This is a genomic window from Psychrobacillus sp. MER TA 171, assembly GCF_023713305.1.
In the GTDB taxonomy this organism is placed as follows: domain Bacteria; phylum Bacillota; class Bacilli; order Bacillales_A; family Planococcaceae; genus Psychrobacillus.
The window spans coordinates 101765-124101 of sequence record NZ_JAMAWN010000005.1 but is presented as its reverse complement, the minus strand read 5'-3'; the positions used below and the strand labels follow the sequence as shown (position 1 = coordinate 124101).

Sequence of the window (22337 nt, the reverse complement as noted above, 5' to 3'; positions counted from 1 at the left end):
GTAGCATCTAAACACTACTAACCTTCTTTTTTAAATAAATTATTATAAACCAGTTTATATACTTCGACTATGCTTTTGGAGATACTTTTCTATGTCGTTATATAATCCACCCTGATTAGAATAACGGACATAATTCTTGGCTGTTCGTAGCCAATCCAATGTGGAAGGCTGCTGATTGTTTAATGCCTCAAGCATATCATCTGTGTTTAGAGGTCTTTCTTTTCCTGTTGTTAAGATTTCGGAAAGGATGTTTTCTGTTGCTATTTCTATGACATTTTCAATATCTGCTCCAGAGAAAAACTCTGTTTTTTGGGCTAACAGCTCTACATCAATATTTTCCGCATACCGATCGCTCAGTTTAAGCTGAAAGATTTGTTTCCTCGCTTCTTCATCTGGGGGTGCAACAAATATGAGTCTGTCAAATCTTCCAGGGCGCTTGAGTGCATTATCTACATCCCATGGAGTATTAGTAGCAGCCATGACAAGTACTTCATCTGTACTTGTATCAATACCTTCCATTTCAGATAGAAAAGTATCGATTATTCCCCTATGACTGGCAGAGGATTTAGAACGGCTAAAGCCGATTGTATCTACCTCATCAAAAAACATAATGCTTGGTTTTTGGAAGCGCGCTTTGTCGAAGATTCCTTTTAAATTTCTTTCGCTAACACCTATGTGAGGATCAATGATGTCTGTTATATGGACAGGATAGAAATTTGCTTTACATTCTCCTGCTGTTGCTCTTGCGATAAACGTTTTACCACAGCCTGGAGGGCCATAAAGCAGTACCCCGCCACCTGACTTTTTCTTAAACTTTGCAAACAACCCTTTATTATAAAAAGGACTAATAATACGAAGCGTGATTGTTTTCTTGAGATCCACTAACCCAGCAACATCTTTAAACGTAACATGGTGAGATTTCTTTTGAACTGTCCTAGGCTTCTCCTCTCCATCGATCACCTTTAACTTTGTCTTTAATAAACTCAAGTTATCTTTTGGATCAACTAAATAATCTTCTTGTACTATTTGCACCTCATTTACTTCTTCCATTTCCTCTACATCTATCGAATCTTCTTGTACGTTAGTAGTCACAACCATTTCATTGCTCACTGGTTCTTTCAATTTCATACTTACGATAGATAATTCTTGAATTATTTCCTTTCGAAGCTCATCGTCTTCACAGCAAGAAAGAGCAGTAGATAGGGATTGCACTGCCTCAAAAATACTCCCATTTTCTGCTTGTTCCTTCGCTAGCCAATAATGTGCTTGAGGGTCCTCTGGTTCTTTTTCTACCATTTGATGGAGCCAAGCTATTTTTTCCACCTACTCACCTTCTCTTCTTTAATAATAACTTCACTATTGGTTCGGATACCCATATATAAATACAAAAAACCACGTATAAGGAAAATAAAGCTCCTCCTGCAGTATCAAAATCTAACGAAAACAAGAGAATAGAAACGCCAATCCCTACAATCCATGTATAGTGCATACCAATTTTATTTGCCCATCGACTAATAGATAATATCGGATGGTTTATAATTTCTAATTCCTGCAGATTCCTTAATAGCTTCTCATTGTTCGGATCTAATGCAAATGCCTGGCGAAAATATTCCTCTGCCTCTTTTGTTTTGTTTCGGTTTTTGGCCGTTACCCCTAAGTGAAGAAGTTTGTTCAGTTCGTTATCATTTGAATTAATATAAGTTTGAATGGTATCTAAATGATCTTTTTCCTTTTTTTCGTCACCTTCGATTAAATAATGTAATCGCTGAATACGTCCGTCCTCTGGATCTAATTCAATCGCTTTTCTAATTAACCTCGAAGCCTTTTTATTTTGACCTACACTTTTCATCAAATAAGCGTAGCTAGCATGAACATCCGCATTATTCGGATTTAATCGAAGTGCTTCAAGTAATGCTTTTTCAGACTCCGGCCACTCTTCCATAGAATAATAGATTAGACCTAACAGATGGAAAGCAGATTCCTCATCTATACCTAAACGTAGAGCTTCTTTCACTTCTTTTTCAGCTAAATCAAAGGAATTTAGCTGAAAATGACTGTATCCAAGATAATACCAGGCTTTCTCATTATTAATATGCTCACCCATATTATCCTCTAGCATTTCTAGAACCTGCTCATAACGGTCCATCTGAAAATAGTGTTCTATTACATCAAATGAGCTCATCTCTTTCTGAATCATTCTGTAGTCACCTTCCCCAGCATCTATATTAGAGAAATAGTTATGATTAATATCATTTCTACCGCCACACTGGTAATACACCAAATGGTGCCTGGAACAACAAGCGACTTGGTATCACCCTTTGTAGACACATGTAAATTAAATGAGCCCTTTAACAAATTATAAACAGCTGCGAAGCATACAATTGCCATTACACTCCCCATTAATCTATATGTAGATCTTTCAATATCAATCATTTGATGAGTATAGGCATAGATTAAATAAAATTTCAAAATAAACAACACAGAAATTATGCTTAAAAGTGTATACAAAACCTTCCTTTTTACTTTAAGCCAAATAGCATTCTGTAAACCGAGTGCGCTAATCGCTACAAGCTGCCCAAGAGCCGCTACGATAAATAAACTCGATAAATTATAGCTTTTCGTTTCCTCTATTTGTTCTCCAGATAAACTAGGAGAATAAAGATCTCCCTCCATTTAGTATTTCCTCCCTTCCTGCTTATGGTATATACATAATTTTCTATTTATTCCATTGTAAAGTCAAATGATTTCCTATCATTTTTCATGAACACAAAAAGCTTTCCACCCTCGTAAGAGTGGAAAGCTAATAAATCTCTAAAATAGAAAGTAGAATTGATTTCCGCGCTAGCCGGACGCTTTATTCGCAGGGTGAGCGATAAGCCATCACTTCCGCGAGTGGTTGTGATGTCTTATCTGTCTCCCTCATCCCAATGGAGTCGCCGTCGGTCGCCCCAATTAATAAATGAAGAACGCATTTATTTCATTCATGAGGCTCTATTAATGAAATTAATCCACATAAAATATCATTCTTATGAAATTGTCTTGTTTTCCTCCAACAATCGGTTCGGATGGTAATTCACCAGACCTCTCGTATTCACCGATTCTCCTTCAATGAATTTTATGGCTTGACTTCAAATTAATAAATTGTTCTTTAACTATTGAGTAGGGCGGCGTATAGATACTTTAAGAAACGGAGTAAAGTAGTATGCTAAAACTACCTTTGTACGATTAAATGGACCTAAAAATTGTTAAATCAATAAGTCATTCAAACAAATTATCTCGCATCCTTTACTTTCATAATAGTCTATCATACCATCAATTTTCTTCTTATCATAACTGGTAATGCAATCTGATAGTACACTAACCCCATAGTTTAACTTACGTAAGTTATAGCAAGTTGACTTAACACAAACAACAGCATCTCCTCCAGTGAGGTAGAAGTCGTTTATTTCATTTTTACTAATAAAGTCTGTGAATTCTTCACTTGTTAATGCGTTTCCTTTATATTTTGTAAAAACATTTTCTGATATTATTTTCAAATCTGAAGCTAATTCGGCACCTAGTGTACCCGTTTTAAAAGTTCTCGTACCGGGTGATAAATTCTCATGTCTTATATAAACAATATGAATATTATTTTCGACCGCCCAATCAATTGATTTGTTGATATTTTCAATGATATCTTTGTAATTCTTTGTCATGTCATTTTGAATATCAATTATTACTAAAGCTTTTTTCTGCATAATACTTCCTCCTAATAAATATACTGATGTCTTAATATTTCCTGTTTTTTCGAAATGCTTTTCAAAGCCCAATCCCCCCCTTTAGCGGGCCGCGTTAGTGGAATGCAATGTATGTATGTGTAAACATTTTTATGGTTCTATTCTTAATTCCTCCTAATTTAATTGTGAAGATTCTATTAATTTAATACTGTCTTCAGTATATAATGTAATAGTGACAAATGATGACACAATTAGCAAAAGGGTGAAAATCTTGAGTAAGGCAATTAGATTAAATGAATTAAGGTTGTATATTAATCGAGTCAAAAAGTTTAAGGTAGCTGAATTAGCAAAAGAATTTAATGTTTCAAGAAGAACGATTCTTAGGGATTTAGAAGAACTAAGTATTTTAGGGGTTCCATTAATTTCAGAGGTAGGAGCTAATGGTGGATATCAAGTTTTGGAAGAAAAAAATCTACTTGCTGTCTCTTTTACAAAAGAGGAAACTTTCTCTATCTTTTTTGCTCTTTTGTCTTTAAAACATTTTATTAGCCTTCCTTTTGAATCGGAATTTAATTCAATCATAAAAAAATTCTATTTGAACCTAAACGGAAAGATGAAAGATGAAATTGATTTAATCAAAAACAAGATTGATTTCAAAATAGATAATCAGAGTAAAGAAAGTCCCCTATTAAAAGAGTTGTTTATGGCGGCAATAGGAGATGAGCCGCTTTGGATTTCTTACTTGGGGGTTAAAAGAGAAATTCAACCAGTTGGATTATTTTCTCAGTATGGAAGATGGTATTGTCCTTCGTATTGTTATCTTAGGAAGGAATTTAGACTTTTTCGTTGCGATCGAATATCAGAGATCGGATTAAGTGTAAGAAATGACAAGATGAATCTAAAAGAAACCAACTTAAATGATATCATTAACATTTTAACAACAAAAAAAGAGTATGAGCTTATTGTGGAATTAACACCAGAAGGAGTAGAAAAATATAAATCTAATCTTTCGCTATATTATCAAATAACAATAGACAGTAAAGGTTATGGAGTCATTAAGGGTTCAATAAGTGAAACAGAAATAGACTTTTTGGCAGACTATTTCATACAAATGGGAAAGCATGCAAAAGTAGTTGGACCCCTAGAGTTAAGAGCTGAAATAAAAAAGAGAATTTTAGTATTGAGTGATTTATACCGTGATTTGGTATAGGAAATAAATGAGCTTATTTAACTAACGAGTGGTTTAGTAAAAAACAAGATTAAAGTAAAATGTGCCAGGAGAAAATATCCTAGCTCATTTTTGTGTGCAATTTTTTCAACCTTTAACATAGTAAGTAATAAAAAAAGTGTTGTTCAACTAAGGAACAACACTTCACGCAAATCCCGACCATTTGTTACAGCATATTTTAAAAGTTCATCAGATGTAGCCTTTGAAAGATCTATAGTTATTCGTTCATATCACCATCTACATAATAAAACCCGTCTTTATTATCAAGGTTTTTAGGAAGAGAACTTTCATAAATCTGTTCAGTAAAGTCATTGACGAGTAAAAATTAACTTGTATATCATTGGTACCACTATGGTAAGAAATAGAATTCCTACTATAAGAATAATAGCCCACACAAGTCCGTAAGATTCATAGATAAAAACCGCTAGCATGGTTATAGATATAGCAATAATGACACTTATTAAGCTGCTCATGACAATCAACCACACCCTTCTGTTGAATTTCTCCACATCAAACCCTATATCATGTTACTTAAAATCCCTTTCTATTAAATTTTTCCTTAATAGGTTCTTCTATTACTTCACGTAGATCCCGACAACTGTTACAGCATATTTTAAGAGTTCATCATACGTAGTCTTTGAAAGATCTATAGGTGTTAAACTGAATCAATACATTATATAGATTTTTATAATCGTTTGGAATAACAAAATGAGCTTTTCCTAGACAAAACTCAGCCAATAACTTTAACGTAACCTTACTTTAAAACATTTTTCTTATGCCACTTGAGATACTTTTTATGTTCTTCTTGTCGTTTGATACGTATTTTAGAATGTATCATATATTTATCGTAATCTATTTCTTTTATACGGTCAGATATATGGATTCTCCCTTGACCATCAAATGCAATATACCCCTTTGTATATAATGCATCATGGTTATAGCAAAGTAAGATTCCATTAAAGGAATCAAGTTTTTCTGCCCCTGTGCTATCCTTCCAAGGCTTTGCTGGTGAGGCATGCAACAGATCAGGTGAATTAATGCTACAGATAGCACATTCATTATTCCATATAGAAGAAAGGCCGAGCTTAAACTTTTGCTTTCCCTTACGGATTTTTAATTTTGCCTCTGATTCCATTATTGCTATGATTTGTAGCAGGCGATTGCTTTCCTTAAACAGAATTGGACTAATCGCAAATTCCAGCTGTTCTTGTTTTTCCAGGTTTACATTCATTTCGGCTATTAACTCTAGAAGCTTGATGGCCAATAGCTCGTTACAGGGATAAAGGTACCCTTGGTTTCCATCCCCATTTTCTTGAAAAGCTGAATACTTTATTGGAAGTAATAACTCTATCTCATGAAAATGTTCCTTAATACTTAATGGGTTATGTAACTCCTCATAAGATGTTTCTACTAGATATCCCTTTTTCAGATATTCCTTGTCATAAGGATTAACTGCTTCGTAGTAATCTCTTTTAGCAATACTAACTGCCACAATGTCACCTTTTACATAATGGAAAATACAGTCCCCTGCTTGCACTTCTTTCATACGCTCCCAAAACGGGGGACGCATCCCACTCTTATCGACCTGTTTGGACCAAATAATACTGTGCTGTTTTTCTTCTATATACGTTTGTCCTTGCATGACAATATAAAAATTCATATCAATACCTCTACTCTCCAATAAACCATTACAAATATTATAGCAAAAAAACAACAAAATATTGTAGGTTAATACCTCTTCCAATTTTAGTTAGATTATTATAAAAGTTCGAAAAGCCTATATATAACAGCTCTTTCCATTCATAACAAAATGAAGTGAAAAAATATATGAAAATAACTACTATAATATGATAAGGTAGAATATCTAGAAATTAAATTTAGAAGGTGACGAAGTGTTAGAAGTAAACGAAAGTAAGTTAGATCAATATATAGTCCATTATGCAGGAGATTCACTTATTTTAGGTGACGAAGCTTATCTCCAGCCTGAGGTTATGCTAGAAGCGGCGTTCACTCAGTTAGCATTTAACAAGGTCGATTTCGAACAACAATATGATTTTTTCCACCAAACAGATTTAGGCTTAAACGAAGTATACACATATGTGAAGGCTATCTTTGAAAATAAAAATAGCTTCCTAGAACAATCCAAGAATATAGCAGTTCATTTACAAAGTGTGTCCCAGCACCCTAATATTAAAAACGGTGAATTATTTATCGGACTGTTTGAAAACTGCATTTGGAATACAGAAGCTAAAAGAGCTATTTCAATCGTTAAAATTGATGAAAAAGAAATGTATTTAGACATCAAAAATGATCAAGAAAAAGTTATTGTAAACGGTGTAGATGGTATAAACGTAAAAAAAATAAACAACATAGCGGTAATTCTCGATATGGGTGCAGACGCACCACCAGCTGTTTTTATGAAAACGAAGAAAAAGGAAGATGTTGTTTACTGGCAGGAACGTTTTTTAAATATTAGAGTCGCGGACGAGCATTTCCAAAAAACTAGTCTTGCTCTTACAGAGTGCAAAAAATATATCGTAAAAGAAGAGAGCTTCACGAATACAGAAAAGCTTGGACTTCTTAACAAGACACTCGATTACTTTAGAAACGAGGAAGCATTTGAAGTAGATGAATATATAGAAACGGTATTTGAAAAAGCGGATCAAGTGCAAAAGGATATTATTATAAATTCAGTAAAACCTTTTGAAACTGTTATTTCAGAAAGTGCGATTGCTAAGATTGAAAAGAATTATAAGCGTAAAATCAAGCTAGATTCTAATATTGAAATACAAGTGAATGTTAGAGATATCGAGCAAGTTGAACAGCTGATTGAGGTTGGCTATGATGAAGTGACCAATCGAAAATTCTACAAGATTTACTTCCAAGAAGAACTTTAAAGAAAAGCTATGTTGTTTATAAAAAAGGCTATCTAAGAGGTGAGTAGGTTCATCTCTTAGACAGCCTTTTCAATATTATTGAATCGTCTCTGTCGGTTGGACAGCATCCGACTTTTCATATTTCTTTTCACTTTCCGCTACATATAATGTACAAGTTAAATCACCTGTACAATTTATCATCGTTCTTGTCATATCAAGTAAACGGTCAATACCTAAAATTAATGCGATTCCTTCTACTGGTAAGTTAACAGACTCCAAAACCATAGCTAGCATAATCATACCAGCCCCCGGCACAGCTGCCGTGCCAATCGATGCAAGAACAGCAGTTAGAACAACCGTAAGCATTTGAATAAATGATAAATCTACACCATATACCTGAGCAATAAAAATTGTAGCTACACCTTGCATGATTGCCGTTCCATCCATATTAATAGTCGCACCCAAGGGTTGGACAAAGCTACTAATCCCTTTTGGTACACCTAATCTTTTTTGAGCAATTTCCATAGAGACGGGTAATGTTGCACTACTGCTAGAAGTACTGAATGCAACAGTTAAAGCAGGCAAGTATTCCTTTATAACCTTTAATGGGTTTTGCTTAGCTAAGAACTTCAAAGAGGCTCCATAGACAACTATTGCATGAACAGCCAAGGCTAGAAGAACAACCACCATATACATAAACATTACCTTTAAAGCATCGAAGCCTTGTTTGCCTACAGCTGATGCGATTAAACCAAATGTTCCGATTGGAGCAAACTTCATAACAAGCGTAACTAAAAACATCATAAGTTCATTTGCCTGCTCCATAAATCTCTGTACACTCTCTACTTTGCTTCCCAGATAACTGATCCCTAAGCCTATAAATACAGCAAAGAAAATGATTTGCAGCATGTCACCACTAGCCATAGCGTCAATTGGATTTGCTGGGATGATGCCAAGTAAAGTTTCTGAAACTGGAGGTGCTTTTGTAGCCTCATAATCTACTGCCTCTGTTTCAAAATTCCCACTACTACCTGGTTGTAAAATTAATGCTAGAGCAATTCCAATCGAGATTGCCAAAGCTGTAGTGCATAAAAAGAAAATCATCGCCTTTGCACCCATACGTCCTAATGATTTAGGATCCCCGATATTGGCAACTCCAACTACAATCGAGAAAAATACAAGAGGAACAATCAACATTTTAATTAAGTTTAAAAAGATAGTTCCTAATGGGGTAAATAAAAAATTATCCGCATTTTCAAATAACTCTGGCGAGGTTATGTTTAATATTACCCCAACAATTGCACCTAATACTAAAGCCCACAATATCTTAGTTGCTAATTTCATCTGATCACCCTTTACTAATATTATATAAAAAACTTATTAGCATGAATTATGCTTTGCGCTAACTTAGAGTAATCGTATTTCCAATCGAATGAGTAGATAAACTATTAAGTACTAATCAAATGATATTATGTATTTCTGATTAAATATTCGATATTCTCTAAAAATAAAATGCCCGGCAAATTAGATTGCATGTTTAGCTAATAAATTTTTATTATTTCTTAACTTCATTTTATATTCCACAAAATGAACTAATCTAATCCTAATATAATAAAAAGTCTTAATTAATTTTTAGCTCACTAGATTTAAGAAAAAAATACCTGTTCTTACTTTGTCCCTACTAACCTTTTATACTAAAATAGCATCATTCCCAATAAAGAGAGTGACGCTATTTAAAATGTAATTTAAATAAAGATACCGACTAAAGTTGCTGTCAGGAAAGATACCATAGTAGAAGCGACTAATAACTTAAGACCATGTTTTGAAATGATAGACGCTTTCTCACCATTGATTGCTTGAAGAGAACCGCTGACAATACCGATAGAACTAAAATTCGCAAAACTAATCAAGAATACAGAAACTACCGCAACTGTTTTCTCAGAAAGGTTAGGAATTTGATCTCTGAATTGTAGCATTGCTACGAATTCATTTGTTGCAAGCTTAGTACCCATCGTTTGACCTGCTATTAAAATCTCGCTTGCAGGAACACCCATTAACCAAGCAATTGGAGCAAATACATATCCTAAGATTTCAGTAAATGTGATACCGACTGCAGCTTGGAACCCTGCATCTATTAACGCCATTAAACCAACATAAGCAACAAGCATAGCAGCAACGATTAATGCTACTCTACCACCATCTAAAGCACCCATTGAGATAGACTCAAATAAGGATTTAGCCTGTGATGCTTCCTTGATGTCAATAACCTCCTCTTCTTTCGAAGAATCTGGAGCAATGATTATACCAATGATTAAACCTGATAAAGCATTTAAAGCCATAGCACCTAGAACGTATTTCGCTGGCAGCATCGTAATATATGAACCCATTATTGATGCGGATGCAGATGCCATAGACGTAATTGCCATGACAAACAACTTATTCTTATCCATCTTAAGCACATGCGATTTGATAGCTAAGATTCCTTCTGATTGACCGAAGAAAATATTATTTACTGCATGGAAAGTACTCACTCGAGACAAACCTGTAATCTTAGATAAGAATCCACCTAAATACTTGATAATAATTGGTAGAACGCGTAGGTAAGTTAAAACTGAAAGTAACATAGATGTAAAGATTAGGATCACTAATACATTTATAAAGAATACGGATCCTCCCTCTGGCACCCATCCACCTACTACAAAGTTAACTCCTTCTCGTCCAATGTTAATGACTTTTGTAAACCCATTCCCAATACCTTCTATAACAGTTAATCCGATTGTAGTTTTAAACATAATTAATGTTAAAACGACTTGAAGAACTAACATAACTCCAACAGCTCTATAATTAATTGCTTTCTTATTATTACTGATTAGATAAGCTAAGCCAAAGACTACAACTAACCCCAGTATTCCAATTAAAATTGACATTCTCTCTACCTCAATTTTTTCTTATTTTTATTTTCAACAACGATTACTTGTTGTATGTTGTTAGTTCGCAAAAGCACTAAAGTCTCTTTCTAAAGAAGTACAGAGTAAGTTCTAAATAATTTTAGAAAATGTTAATGGGACCGCTTTCAAAATCCTGTGAAATACTTCTTTTTTCATAGAATGAATGTCTTATTTGATTCGAATCATCTATTAAAATTAGGAAACAAAAACGCTTTCAAAATAATATTTTAACATTACTTGTTGTGCTTCCTCTGTGATACTTCTAGCACTTTTACTCGTTTTGTCATTCTACATTGAAAATATTATTTTAGTCAAATAATTAATATTTTAAAATTTTTAAAACAACTAAATCCCCAATATTCTAAAATTTCTATTGAAATGTGTATTTAGAACTATACATTGATAGTAATTTCTATTTTATAGAAACTGATATAGGACATATTTCTCTCCACAAAAAAAAGAAAGAAGGAGTTTTTATTAAACTCACTCTTTCTAATGGAAGTTAATAGTAATATTCTTCAATATTTCAGTGTTTATCAGGAAGGTATTACCACAATATATTTTAAAATTTTACGGTTTGCTCGCATATCTTCACCTTAATAATCCTACATAAAACTGCTAAACCAAATTCCTAAAAAAGTCCCCACATAATTCCCAATAATATATCCTAGTGTCCCAACTATTAAGATTGGTCCTACTAAATTGCTCCAGCCCTTTGCTATTGCTAGAGCTGCAGCTGTTGTAGGTCCGCCAATATTGGCATTTACAGCTAGCAGTGTTTCTTCTAATTCGAATTTGAATACCTTCGCTCCTACTAAAGAAATAGTAAGATTGATAGCTACAATGATAAAAGCAAAAACTAACAACAAAGGAGCATTATCAATAATTAATGGTATGGATGCGGGAATTCCTATTACAACAAAGAAAATATGGATAAGATAAGTACCAATTTCTTGGCTACCTCTTAAAGAATCAAAGAATTTTGGAAATAATAATAGTGCAAGGAAAGTAAAGGTTGTTAACAATAAATACTGATCTCCTATTAAGCCGTTTAATAGGTTTAAAAGGAAATTGACGTTTTCTCCCGAAGGAATAAGCGAATCAAACCATATAGACACCTTTTTAGCTAAAATAACTAATGCAAATGCTATACCAACTGACATAGCTATATCCTTTAGAGATATCTCCTTAGGCTTCCAATAAGTCTTTGCTAGATTATCCTTATCATTATTTCCTTGGGATTCTAACTCATCAATATGAGGTGTCTTATACTTTTTACGGAAAAATTGCATGGTAGGAATAATCATTAAGATGACAAATAAAAGTGCCATGTTCAAATTATCAGCAACTACTGCAGAAGATACAAGCTCACCAGGTGTTTCAAACTTAGCAGACATAGCTGCAAAGTTAACTCCACCTCCTATATAACTAGCACTAAACATTCCAGCTAGCTTATCAAGCAGTGGTATATGTTCCTTTAATATAAAAAATGCAATAATCGTTCCAGCAACAGTCCCAATGGAACTTATTAAGAAAATCATTAAAAGCCTGCCACTTTCTTTAAATAGCTTCTTGATATTTACATGAAAAAGGAGCAGTGGTATAGCAAGAGGAACAATTATAGTCCATACCGAATCATAAACAGCTGATTCCGTTGGTATGATGCCTGTATTAGAGAGTAGTATAGCAATCAATAATGCGATAATGGCTCCAGTTATTTTAGCTGCCCAGCTGAACCTCTGCTCTAAAAAGATACTTAATGAAGCCACGATAATAATGATTCCCCACAGTGTAAGCGTATCATCCGCTTGGATTAATGTATTTCCCATATTCTCCTCCTCATTTTCTTTAATCATGATACATTTATTTAATCTATTATATTATTAATATTTAAATTTTCAAAATATATACCATATCGAAACATTGGATAGCTTTTAATGGATGTATTATAATTTACTGTGCTACATCAATGAAGATAATTAAATGAGGAGCTATACATAATGAAAAAATTTATGAACCAACCCGAGAATATGGTGATGGAAATGTGTAACGGATTAGTCCTAGCACATCCAGAGCTAGAATTTTTAAAGAAGTATAAAATTATTAAAAAGAAAACGATTGATCATAACAAAGTTAGCTTAATTAGTGGTGGAGGTAGCGGACATGAGCCTGCACACGCTGGATTCGTAGGAAAAGGCATGCTAGATGCTGCTGTTTGCGGAGATGTATTTGCCTCCCCTTCTCAAATCCAAGTGTACCAAGCTATTAAGGCAACAGCTGGTGAAAAAGGTCTTTTAATGATCATCAAAAACTATAGCGGTGATATGATGAATTTTAAAAATGGAGCTGCTTTAGCCAAAGAAGATGGTATACAAGTGGACTATGTGAAGGTAGACGATGATATTGCTGTAGAAGACAGCTTGTATACAGTAGGAAGACGAGGAGTTGCCGGTACTGTTTTTGTACACAAATTAGCCGGAGCTGCTGCAGCGGAAGGTAAAGATTTAAATGAAGTCAAAATTGTGGCCGAAAAAGCTGCAACTAACGTACGAAGCATTGGTGTCGCTTTCACATCTTGTACCGTGCCTGCAAAAGGAACACCAACCTTTAAATTAGCTGATGACGAAATAGAATACGGTGTAGGTATTCATGGAGAGCCTGGTATAAAACGAGAAAAAATGCTTTCTGCGGATGAGCTAGCAGATCGAATGACCACTGACCTTATAAAAGATTTAGGTATTAACGAAGAGGATGAAATTGCAGTATTAGTAAATGGCTTTGGAGCAACTCCTTTACAAGAATTGTACTTGTTAAACAACTCCGTTACGCGAGTACTATCACAAAAGAACATTAAAGTGAATCGCATGTTCGTAGGCAATTATATGACGAGCATCGATATGGCCGGGGCTTCTCTAACATTTTTAAAATTAGATGATGAACTAAAGGAATTACTTTCAAAACCTAGTGACACACCCGCCTTTAAAGTAGACGGGCCAGTTGATCCCATTGAATATACGGAAGTGTTAGAGGAAAAGACAGACAAGCTAGTATCCTTTAAAACTGAAACTGATGAAGACTATGCGGTAATACAGAATGAAAAATTAACCTTACACAACATGATTTACTTAATAGACAAAATGAGTGAAGTTATTATACAAAACGAGGTGCCTTTCTGCGAACTAGATTCCCATGCTGGAGACGGTGATTTTGGGATGAGTGTGGCTAAAGGTTTTAAGCAATTGAAAAGAGAATGGAATGACATTATCCAGCAGCGAGACCTAAATATCGGATCGTTTTTACACAGTTGTTCCCTAGTAATTATGGAATATTGCGGAGGAGCATCAGGACCTATTTGGGGATCGGCATTTAGAACGGCTGGAAAAGCCACAATGGGTAAGAATGACTTGTCTATAGCTGAGTTCGCTGACATGCTCCAGGAAGCTGTAAAAGGAATTCAAACTACTGGAGAACGTTCCTTTGGGCGAGGTGCAGAGGTTGGAGATAAGACACTGATCGATGCTTTAATACCTTGTGTAGAGTCTTGGATGGATAGTGTCTCTACAGAAGTAACATTTAAAATAGCGTTTGAACAAGGAGCTGCTGCTGCAGTTGAAGGTGCCGAAAAGACAAAAGACATTGTAGCTCGTATGGGACGAGCAGGCACAGTAGGTGAACGAAGCCTAGGTTATCCTGATGCAGGAGCCTATGGGTTAGGAGTAATCTTTACAGAGCTTTCCAACTCTATCAAATAACTATAAACGACCTATCTCTCCATAAGGAGGATAGGTCGTTTTAAATTATATTCTTTATATTTTTACATTGGTAATCAATTCAATACTTTTTCTCTTTTTACTACGCTTTTTCTCTTACTAGATAAGATTCTCTCTAATCGATTACGGTTATACCGTTGTGCTATTATAATTGGAATATTAAATAATAAGGCATACACGACCATGACCCATCCTGCCCACAAAGGATTCCAAAGAAAAAAGAAAATGGAAGGTAAGATAGATAGCCAATGGGTTAGTTCTGCCCTTCTTGACTCTATTAAAAACTTGAAAAGGTAATCCCTATTTTTACTTATAAGACTCTTTTTCTCAAAGCCCTTTTGGATGATTTTTGTTCCATCTGGTATCAGATGCTTCCATTTTTTAACTTGGAAAAGTCGTGACCATAGCTGATTTGATTTTTCCAATTCTCTAATACGATATAAATTATTATCATTTTCAAATTTACTTGAAGGAATAGCCACCATGCAAAGCGATATAGCTATATGAAAAAAAGCCCATGCGACTATATCTATTAAAATAGTCTCCATTATAGGTAACTCTACCAGCTGTATGGGATTCCCCTTATACATTTATTTTTCTACCTTTCCAAGTAACCGTACGAAACACCTTTGTACGCACCAGTGACCAGGAAAAGATTCCAATAAAAAAGAAAAATAATATTGGATAAATTATAAATACATAAAATCTAAAGTTACCAGTACGGCGTGCCATTAAATAGACTTGTATCATAAATCCTACATAACAAATACAGGCAATAGCAATCCATGAGACAAAACCAATATAAAATCCTAATATCAGTAATGCAATGGGAAGAAAGCTTCCACTGATCCAAGTACTTATTAACGACATTACAAGTGGATGTGTAGACCGAGAGGCAGTACCAAAATTTTTTGTCCATCCTTCGATTAATGAGTTCATGCCTTCCGGATACATTTGAAAGTTAAGTACTCCTCTACCGCTAATACACCGCACTGGTATACCAATTTTTTTAAAAGCCTTTGCAAGCTCAAAATCATCCATAATCGCTTCACCAACAACGAAATGTCCTCCAGCATCCATATAGTCCTTTCGAGCGGTTAAAATACAGGGACCAAATGCGCCTGCACTTTCCAATCGAGTACTCCACACAGTAAAGACATTCATGCCAGTTATCACAATAATATTAAAAATGGCAGAAAAGTTTTCATACAGCTTATTAACCTTATGATAAGGCTGGACTGATAAAATACCTCTCTCTTTTTGTGACTGATAGTTTAAAGCTAATGTTTTTAAGCTATTCTCGTTTTCCATCCTTGTGTCAGCATCTAAAAATAATAACCAATCTCCAGTTGCAGCCTTTGAGCCAATCCAGCAAGCGGCAGATTTTCCCTTCCAGCTAAGGTCTCCCTCATGGGTTTGTATAACCCTGCCTCCAAATTCTTTCGCAATTTGTACTGTCCTGTCAGTGGATTCATCATCAACAACAATAATTTCCTTCGGCTTTAGAGACTGTTTTTGTAATGATTCTAGCAATGGCTGTAAGCGACCTTCTTCATTTCTTGCTGGAATGATAACTGTTATAGAAGGGTTTTCAAATAGCTCTTCTTTTGTTTGTCTCGGTACCGGGATTTTCCAAAGCATTAGAACGCCACAGACCATCGTCACGATGAGAAAAGCTACTATAATCATAAAAAGCATCTCTAACATTAGCCCACCTCTTCCTTATGACTCTTTTCTGTCCCTCTCCTCTATCATCTCACTCACCTGCTGACCGCTTAGTGTAACCATTGGCATACCGCCACCTGGATTCACTGTGCCGCCTACAAAGTATAAATTATCGTATAGTTCACTATGCTTTGGGTTCTTAAAACCGTGATTTTTCTTTTTCGAGGAAACTGTTCCATAAATAGAACCTCGATGGGAATAATACGTACGTTCAATGTCATGTGGTGTCCATATATCCTCCGTGACAATATGCTGTCGAAGCCCTTCCAATCCCATTTTTTCAAGCTTAATCAATACTCGTTCTCTTAGCTCTATATAATCGTTATCCGTAAAGGGCTTATCTTGTATATAAGGAATATGAGGTAATATTTTTATATTTTCATGTCCAGGAGGCGCCTGACTTGGGTCTGTTTTATTTGTATTTACCAAATAAATCGTTGGATCATCAGGTAGCTCATAGCGATGGAAAACCTGATCCATTTGTTCCTTCAAGTTATCCGAAAAGAAAAAGTTATGGTGAGCTAATTGAGGATATTTTTTATTAACCCCTAGATGTAATACTAAACCCGAGCTTGAAGGTTCAAACTTATTTTCTAGCTTTTCTACATAGGCTGGCTCTTCTTCTAGTAACTTTTCATATGCTGGAATTACCTCCATATTAGAGATAAAATAATCTGCACTAACTCTTGTTCCATCGGTAAGCTCTGCAGAAGCAATACGCTTGGCTCCGTCTCTATGTAATTGCTTTACCTCTTTTCCAGTGTGGAAGGATATGCCAAGCTCCTTACCAAGCTTCACCATCCCACGGGCGATACCATGCATACCTCCTGGAACATACCATACACCCTGGGCATGCTGCATATAAATCATCATATTTAATACTGCGGGTGCCTCATACGGAGATGAGCCAACATACTTAATAAAGTAAGAAAGCATAGTTCTTAAATTAGGATTGCTTATTCTCTTTTTTATCCCATCATACATAGTAGAAAAATAATCAAAGCCTTTTAGTGACTCTATGAATCCATGCTGCTTAAACACGTCCATGGTGTTATCTAATCCTTTGCCTAAATACCCTTCTTCTGTTACTTCATATATTCTTTTTGCATATAGAAGGAATTCCTCATACTCTCGTATATCCTTTGCCAACAAGCTCCTATTTTCCTTTGCCATCTTTTCGAGATCCCCGTATAGATCAATAGTTGTTCCATCTGTAAAAAAGGACCGCCACTCATGCTCTAATCTGAATGTCGATATATAATCCGACATATTACGATCACTACGTGTAAATAGTCGGTTAAAGATATGTGGCATGGTAAGAATAGAAGGCCCTAAATCAAATCCAAAACCATCTTGTTCTAGTCGATTTAGCTTTCCGCCTAAATGACTGTTTTTCTCATAAAGGGAAACGGAATAGCCTGCCTGAGCCAATGAAATAGCCGCAGATAAACCACCTAATCCCCCACCTATTATTACGACAGTCTTTTGTTTTTCTACCATTATGAAAGCACCTTCCTATTCACTACAAAACGAGCTGCCTGATGGATTTTTTGCATCTCAATTGGTGAAACATAATTTTTTACATGAAAACAATCATAATTATTTTTTCTCACCGCATTTAATATTCCCCGATAAACCTTTGCTGCTAGTAATACCTGAAAACGACTATCCTCATCAAAATAAAAGATAGAATGAAAGAAATTATCATATAACTCCTCCGCATGTTGCGCTAGGGATTCCCAAATGCGAATAAAACCGGGGTTAATAGTGGCCTTCTTCAAATGATCCGCGCTGTATAACTCTGAAGCTAATAGAGACTGGGGTATATAAACTCTATTTTTTATGTGGTAATCTTCGCCGATGTCTCGCAGAATATTCGTAATTTGCATAGCAATACCGAGGCTAATAGCCTGCTCTGTTAAATCTATGCTACTGCCTTGTGCAAGGACAGGCAAAAGCATTAAGCCAACTGTTCCAGCTACATAATAGCTGTATTTCTCCAATTCCATAAGCGTCATTGGTTCAGTAAAATTTATATCCATCCGCTGACCCTCCAATTGCTCATAAAAGGGTTCAATGCTCATGTTATATCTATTAAATACGTCCCGAAGTGCTAGCCACATTGGATGTTGGATTTCTTCCCCTTTCTCAAAAAGCTGCAGCTCCATGTTTAAGCGTTCTAGCTCTTCCTGTTGTCTAACCTTGGAACCATTCTCATCGACACTGTCATCTGCTCTCCTGCAAAAAGTATAAATAGCAAATACAGCATTCGCTTTGTCCTCTGGCAGCTGACTAAAAGCGAAATAAAAGCTCTTCGAGTTCTTTTTAATGATTTCTTCGCAATACCGATAGTAATCCTTTACTGTTGTATCCTGTTTTCTCACCAAATCCTTTGCCTCCTTTAATTATTTATAGGACTTGCGCATCCACTCTTTTAGCCTACTAATCACAATAGCTAAACAATAATTGGAGCAAGTGTAACAAGATTTTCATAGTTTCATTTTTTTAATTGGTCACAAGTTCTGGAAAGCCCGCTTTATTTTTTTCTTTTATTCCATCATCCAATAACAGTTCTTCGGTTGCGATCTTAGCAGAGAGTAAGACGATAGGTACTCCTGCTCCTGGATGCGTGCTACTTCCAGTAAAATATAGATTTTCACAGTTTTTTGCTTTACTCTGTGGACGCATATGGTTGCTTTGCGTCAGTGTTGGCTGTAGACCAAAGCAAGCACCGTTATATGCATTAAATTTGGATTCAAAATCTAATGGAGTCATGTACGTTTCAGAAACAATTTCCTCTTCAATATTTTCTAACCCTTTAACATTCTTTAGAGAATCCATTACTTTTTTCCGATAATATTGAACCGTTTCATCTGTCCATTCATACTTCGAAGAAGATAGCTCAGGAACTGGCACAAGAATATAAAGCCCGTCCTTTCCTTCTGGTGCAAGACTAGGATCTAATTTAGAGCCTACGTAAACATAGAAAGAAGGCTGCTCCAACTTGTTCCCATCAAAAATATCAGTGAGGTTCTTCTCTAACTCTTCGGTGATAAAGAAATTGTGTACATTGTCCAGTTCATCGTATTTTCGATCCATTCCTAAATACATCACGAAGCAGGAACAGGAATATTTCATACTATCTATTTTTTTATCCGTATACTTTCCTTTGGATTTAGTATCCTTGACTAAATTTTTCATTGCATAAGGGAAATCAGCATTGCACATAACAAAATCAGAAAGAACTTCTTTTCCTTTTACTCGGATACCATAAGCCTGTTGATCTTTTATAAGAACCTCATCTACAGATGCATTGTAATAAACTTTGCCACCTAGTTCCTTAAATATCCGCTCCATTGAGGAAGCCATTGTATACATTCCACCTTTGATAAACCAAACTCCATAGAGCATTTCTATCATTGGGATAATTGTGTATAAAGAAGGTCCATTGTATGGCGACACTCCTATGTATAACGTTTGAAAGCTGAGAATTTGCTTTATGCGTTCATTCTTTACATACTTCCCGATAAAATGGTCTGCACTATCAAACGTTTTTAGCTTAAGCATTTGACGAATCGTATTTGGATTATAAAAATCAGTGAAGTTACGGAAAGGTCTTTGAAGAAAATGATTTTTTGCTACAAGATAACGTTGGTAAATTTCCTGAAGATAGTTTAAAAAGCCTTTTGAATCTTCCTCTGATATATTCTCTAGCGTCTTCATAAGCTCTACCAAATCAGAAGAGATGTCGTATTTTTCCTCCGCCTTTGCTCCGAAGTAAGTTGAATACATCGGATCAATTTTTTGCATAGGGATATAATCGTCCGGATTTCTTCCCGTTAACTCAAATACTTCCCTATATAGCTCAGGCATCATCACAATACTCGGCCCAAGATCAAATTGATAACCATCCATGTCAATTCGATTCATTTTGCCACCTGGTAAAGCCTCTTTTTCGTATAACTCCACTTCATATCCAGCATGCTGAAGACGAATGGCACTTGCTAATCCAGCTACCCCTGCTCCAATAACTACTACTCTCTTTTTACTTTTTGGCATTATTTATTCTTCCTCTCCGTCAAATATTGTCTTTATCCTACAAACGTTATTTGTTTTAATTATTCACAAACATTATACAAAAGTCAATCAATTTGTATAACCTTTCTTTGATTTACATTATACAAACATTATATAAAATTATTTCTTTCTATTATAAAATAAAAAAAACCCCTTGTGCTCCTTTAGCACAAGAGGGTTCTATACTATGATTTATTTTTCACTTTTTTCGTGAATTATTTTTTTGTGTCGCTTGATCAGCCTTTTTAAATTCCTGCTGATACAAAACTTCTTGAGTTGATGTTAAACCATTGTCTTTTACAGTTAATTGCTCATGTGGCGGTTTACGGTCTGGCATCATACCACTCCTTTCAAAGTATATTATTATGTTGTTCTTTGAAAGGAGAGATATACTACATCATGCTAATTTTAAGAAAGTATAATAATCCTGGCAGGGATATGTTATCCAACTTTTACTTATATCATGCACTTCAGCTATTAATCTTGTTTTAATTCAACATTATCAAGCAACGTACGAACTTCATCCGTTGACTTTGTATTCATCAATTGATTTCTTAATTCACTTGCCCCTGGGAAGCCTTTAACATATATTTTGAAGAAACGATGAAGTGCCGAGATGGAGCGTGGCAATTCCTCTGCATATTTGTCCTGTAAGTCCAGCTGCAATCTTAAAAGGTCAAGGTATTCCTGAGTACTATGCTCTTTTGGCTCTTTTTCAAACGCAAACGGATTTTTAAAAATACCGCGTCCAATCATAACTCCATCAACGCCATATTGTTCTACTAGCTTAAGCCCAGTTTCTCTATCAGGGATATCACCGTTTATAGTTAAAAGCGTGTTTGGCGCAATACGATCACGTAGCTTTTTAATTTCTGGAATCAGCTCCCAATGTGCGTCAACTTGGCTCATTTCCTTTCTAGTACGTAAATGAATAGAAAGGTTCGCAATATCCTGTTCAAGAATATGCGTTAGCCATTCTTGCCATTCATCTATTTCTGTATATCCAAGTCTTGTCTTCACACTTACTGGCAATCCACCAGCTTTAGCTGCTTCTATAAGTTCTGCTGCTGTGTCTGGTCGAAGAATTAGACCACTGCCCTTTCCTCTTGTTGCTACATTCGGTACAGGACAGCCCATATTAATATCAATACCTTTAAAACCTAGCTCAGCCATTCCGATACTCATTTGACGGAAAAATTCGGGTTTATCTCCCCAAATATGCGCAACCATTGGCTGTTCGTCCTCAGTAAAAAGTAATCTTCCGCGCACACTTTTTTGGCCCTCTGGATGACAATAGCTCTCCGTGTTTGTAAATTCCGTAAAGAAGACATCAGGTCTACCTGCTTTACTAACAACTTGACGAAAAACAACATCTGTCACATCTTCCATTGGTGCAAGTACAAAAAAAGGTTTAGGCAATTCCTGCCAAAAGTTTTTAGTCATATTTATATTCCAACCCTCTCGTAATGGGATTCTTCTTCAACCACAGAACCCAGTATTATTAAAATTATGATTTAATTTACACTTAAAAAGTTATTACATATTTAGAGAGCTATAAAGATCTCGTTTAGCTAGGCAATAAAGTCATTTTTATAGTATAACCTAGCTTTTTCAATTTATCTTCATACATGTTTCTCTTATAAAGATTTTCATTTTCCAAGAAGTAATTTGGTACTTCTGCTCTTTATTTATTTCACTTAGTGACATATTAAAACAAGGAACCAAAGACAGAAAAAATGCCCCAAATCCCTTAAATAAAAGGATTTGAAGCACTTTTAGTTAGGTTCAAACTTCGATCACCTGAACCAATCTACGTCCCAGGAGAGATTCGAACTCCCGACCGACGCCTTAGAAGGGCGTTGCTCTATCCAGCTGAGCTACTGAGACAATATTTTCTTTCCGAATTAAAATACTGGAAAGACAATATTTATTATCATGTATATTTGATTTATTGTCAAGGGTATTAATCATTTTTTTAAAATTAATAAGGAAAAAAG

18 protein-coding genes and 1 tRNA gene are annotated in these 22337 nt (G+C 35.3%); 3 read left to right on the top strand and 16 right to left on the bottom strand.

Going from position 1 to position 22337, the window contains the following annotated elements:
* Positions 1–54 precede the first annotated feature (54 nt).
* The 4 genes from M3627_RS07045 to M3627_RS07030 all read right to left on the bottom strand — a co-directional run bounded on the left by M3627_RS07045 (position 55) and on the right by M3627_RS07030 (position 3737).
* Positions 55–1323 carry an AAA family ATPase gene (locus M3627_RS07045; protein ID WP_251553433.1) on the bottom strand — a complete coding sequence of 423 codons (1269 nt, stop codon included), beginning with the start codon at positions 1321–1323 and terminating at the stop codon, positions 55–57.
* A 4-nt stretch (positions 1324–1327) separates the two neighbouring features.
* On the bottom strand, positions 1328–2197 hold the full coding sequence (locus tag M3627_RS07040) for a tetratricopeptide repeat protein (RefSeq protein WP_251553432.1): 870 nt from the start codon (positions 2195–2197) through the stop codon (positions 1328–1330).
* A 23-nt stretch (positions 2198–2220) separates the two neighbouring features.
* The gene (locus M3627_RS07035) at positions 2221–2673 is read right to left on the bottom strand and encodes a hypothetical protein (RefSeq protein WP_169361016.1); all 453 of its coding nucleotides are present in this window, start codon (positions 2671–2673) and stop codon (positions 2221–2223) included.
* Between the two features lie 572 nt (positions 2674–3245).
* The gene (locus M3627_RS07030; RefSeq protein WP_251553431.1) at positions 3246–3737 is read right to left on the bottom strand and encodes a cysteine hydrolase family protein; all 492 of its coding nucleotides are present in this window, start codon (positions 3735–3737) and stop codon (positions 3246–3248) included.
* A 250-nt stretch (positions 3738–3987) separates the two neighbouring features.
* On the opposite strand from M3627_RS07030, the gene M3627_RS07025 reads away from it, so the two are divergent.
* Positions 3988–4926, top strand: a complete 939-nt coding sequence (locus M3627_RS07025) for a helix-turn-helix transcriptional regulator (RefSeq protein ID WP_251553430.1) — start codon at positions 3988–3990, stop codon at positions 4924–4926.
* A 772-nt stretch (positions 4927–5698) separates the two neighbouring features.
* On the opposite strand, the gene M3627_RS07020 is transcribed toward M3627_RS07025, so the two are convergent.
* Entirely contained in the window at positions 5699–6604 is a 906-nt protein-coding gene (locus tag M3627_RS07020) for an HNH endonuclease (RefSeq protein ID WP_251553429.1), read from the bottom strand.
* 232 nt (positions 6605–6836) lie between these two features.
* Between M3627_RS07020 and M3627_RS07015 the strand changes: the two genes are divergently transcribed.
* On the top strand, positions 6837–7841 hold the full coding sequence (locus M3627_RS07015; RefSeq protein WP_169361014.1) for a nucleoid-associated protein: 1005 nt from the start codon (positions 6837–6839) through the stop codon (positions 7839–7841).
* 75 nt (positions 7842–7916) lie between these two features.
* On the opposite strand, the gene M3627_RS07010 is transcribed toward M3627_RS07015, so the two are convergent.
* From M3627_RS07010 to M3627_RS07000, 3 genes are all read right to left on the bottom strand, one after another.
* Positions 7917–9164 (bottom strand): dicarboxylate/amino acid:cation symporter, encoded by a 1248-nt coding sequence (locus M3627_RS07010; RefSeq protein ID WP_251553428.1) that lies wholly within the window; start codon positions 9162–9164, stop codon positions 7917–7919.
* A gap of 401 nt (positions 9165–9565) precedes the next feature.
* Positions 9566–10747: a NupC/NupG family nucleoside CNT transporter gene (locus M3627_RS07005; protein ID WP_251553427.1), complete on the bottom strand. Its 1182-nt coding sequence runs from the start codon at positions 10745–10747 to the stop codon at positions 9566–9568.
* A 626-nt stretch (positions 10748–11373) separates the two neighbouring features.
* Positions 11374–12597: a DUF819 family protein gene (locus M3627_RS07000; protein ID WP_251553425.1), complete on the bottom strand. Its 1224-nt coding sequence runs from the start codon at positions 12595–12597 to the stop codon at positions 11374–11376.
* Positions 12598–12768: 171 nt separating this feature from the next.
* Between M3627_RS07000 and dhaK the strand changes: the two genes are divergently transcribed.
* On the top strand, positions 12769–14520 hold the full coding sequence (gene dhaK / locus M3627_RS06995; protein ID WP_251553424.1) for a dihydroxyacetone kinase subunit DhaK: 1752 nt from the start codon (positions 12769–12771) through the stop codon (positions 14518–14520).
* A gap of 74 nt (positions 14521–14594) precedes the next feature.
* Here the strand turns inward: dhaK and M3627_RS06990 are convergent, their stop codons facing one another.
* From M3627_RS06990 to M3627_RS06955, 8 genes are all read right to left on the bottom strand, one after another.
* Positions 14595–15086: a glycosyl-4,4'-diaponeurosporenoate acyltransferase CrtO family protein gene (locus tag M3627_RS06990; RefSeq protein ID WP_251553423.1), complete on the bottom strand. Its 492-nt coding sequence runs from the start codon at positions 15084–15086 to the stop codon at positions 14595–14597.
* 34 nt (positions 15087–15120) lie between these two features.
* Positions 15121–16245 carry a glycosyltransferase family 2 protein gene (locus M3627_RS06985; protein ID WP_251553422.1) on the bottom strand — a complete coding sequence of 375 codons (1125 nt, stop codon included), beginning with the start codon at positions 16243–16245 and terminating at the stop codon, positions 15121–15123.
* A gap of 15 nt (positions 16246–16260) precedes the next feature.
* Positions 16261–17763, bottom strand: coding sequence for a phytoene desaturase family protein (locus M3627_RS06980; RefSeq protein WP_251553421.1), 1503 nt, complete (start codon positions 17761–17763; stop codon positions 16261–16263).
* On the bottom strand, positions 17763–18647 hold the full coding sequence (locus M3627_RS06975) for a phytoene/squalene synthase family protein (RefSeq protein WP_251553482.1): 885 nt from the start codon (positions 18645–18647) through the stop codon (positions 17763–17765). The genes M3627_RS06980 and M3627_RS06975 overlap by 1 nt, the downstream gene beginning before the upstream one ends.
* A gap of 121 nt (positions 18648–18768) precedes the next feature.
* On the bottom strand, positions 18769–20322 hold the full coding sequence (locus tag M3627_RS06970) for a phytoene desaturase family protein (RefSeq protein WP_169361006.1): 1554 nt from the start codon (positions 20320–20322) through the stop codon (positions 18769–18771).
* A gap of 217 nt (positions 20323–20539) precedes the next feature.
* A complete protein-coding gene (locus M3627_RS06965; protein ID WP_251553420.1) occupies positions 20540–20677 on the bottom strand; it encodes a YfhE family protein in 138 nt (45 codons plus the stop codon).
* Between the two features lie 140 nt (positions 20678–20817).
* Entirely contained in the window at positions 20818–21783 is a 966-nt protein-coding gene (locus tag M3627_RS06960; protein ID WP_169361004.1) for a tRNA dihydrouridine synthase, read from the bottom strand.
* Between the two features lie 370 nt (positions 21784–22153).
* Positions 22154–22227, bottom strand: a tRNA-Arg gene (locus M3627_RS06955).
* Between the last annotated feature and the right edge of the window lie 110 nt (positions 22228–22337).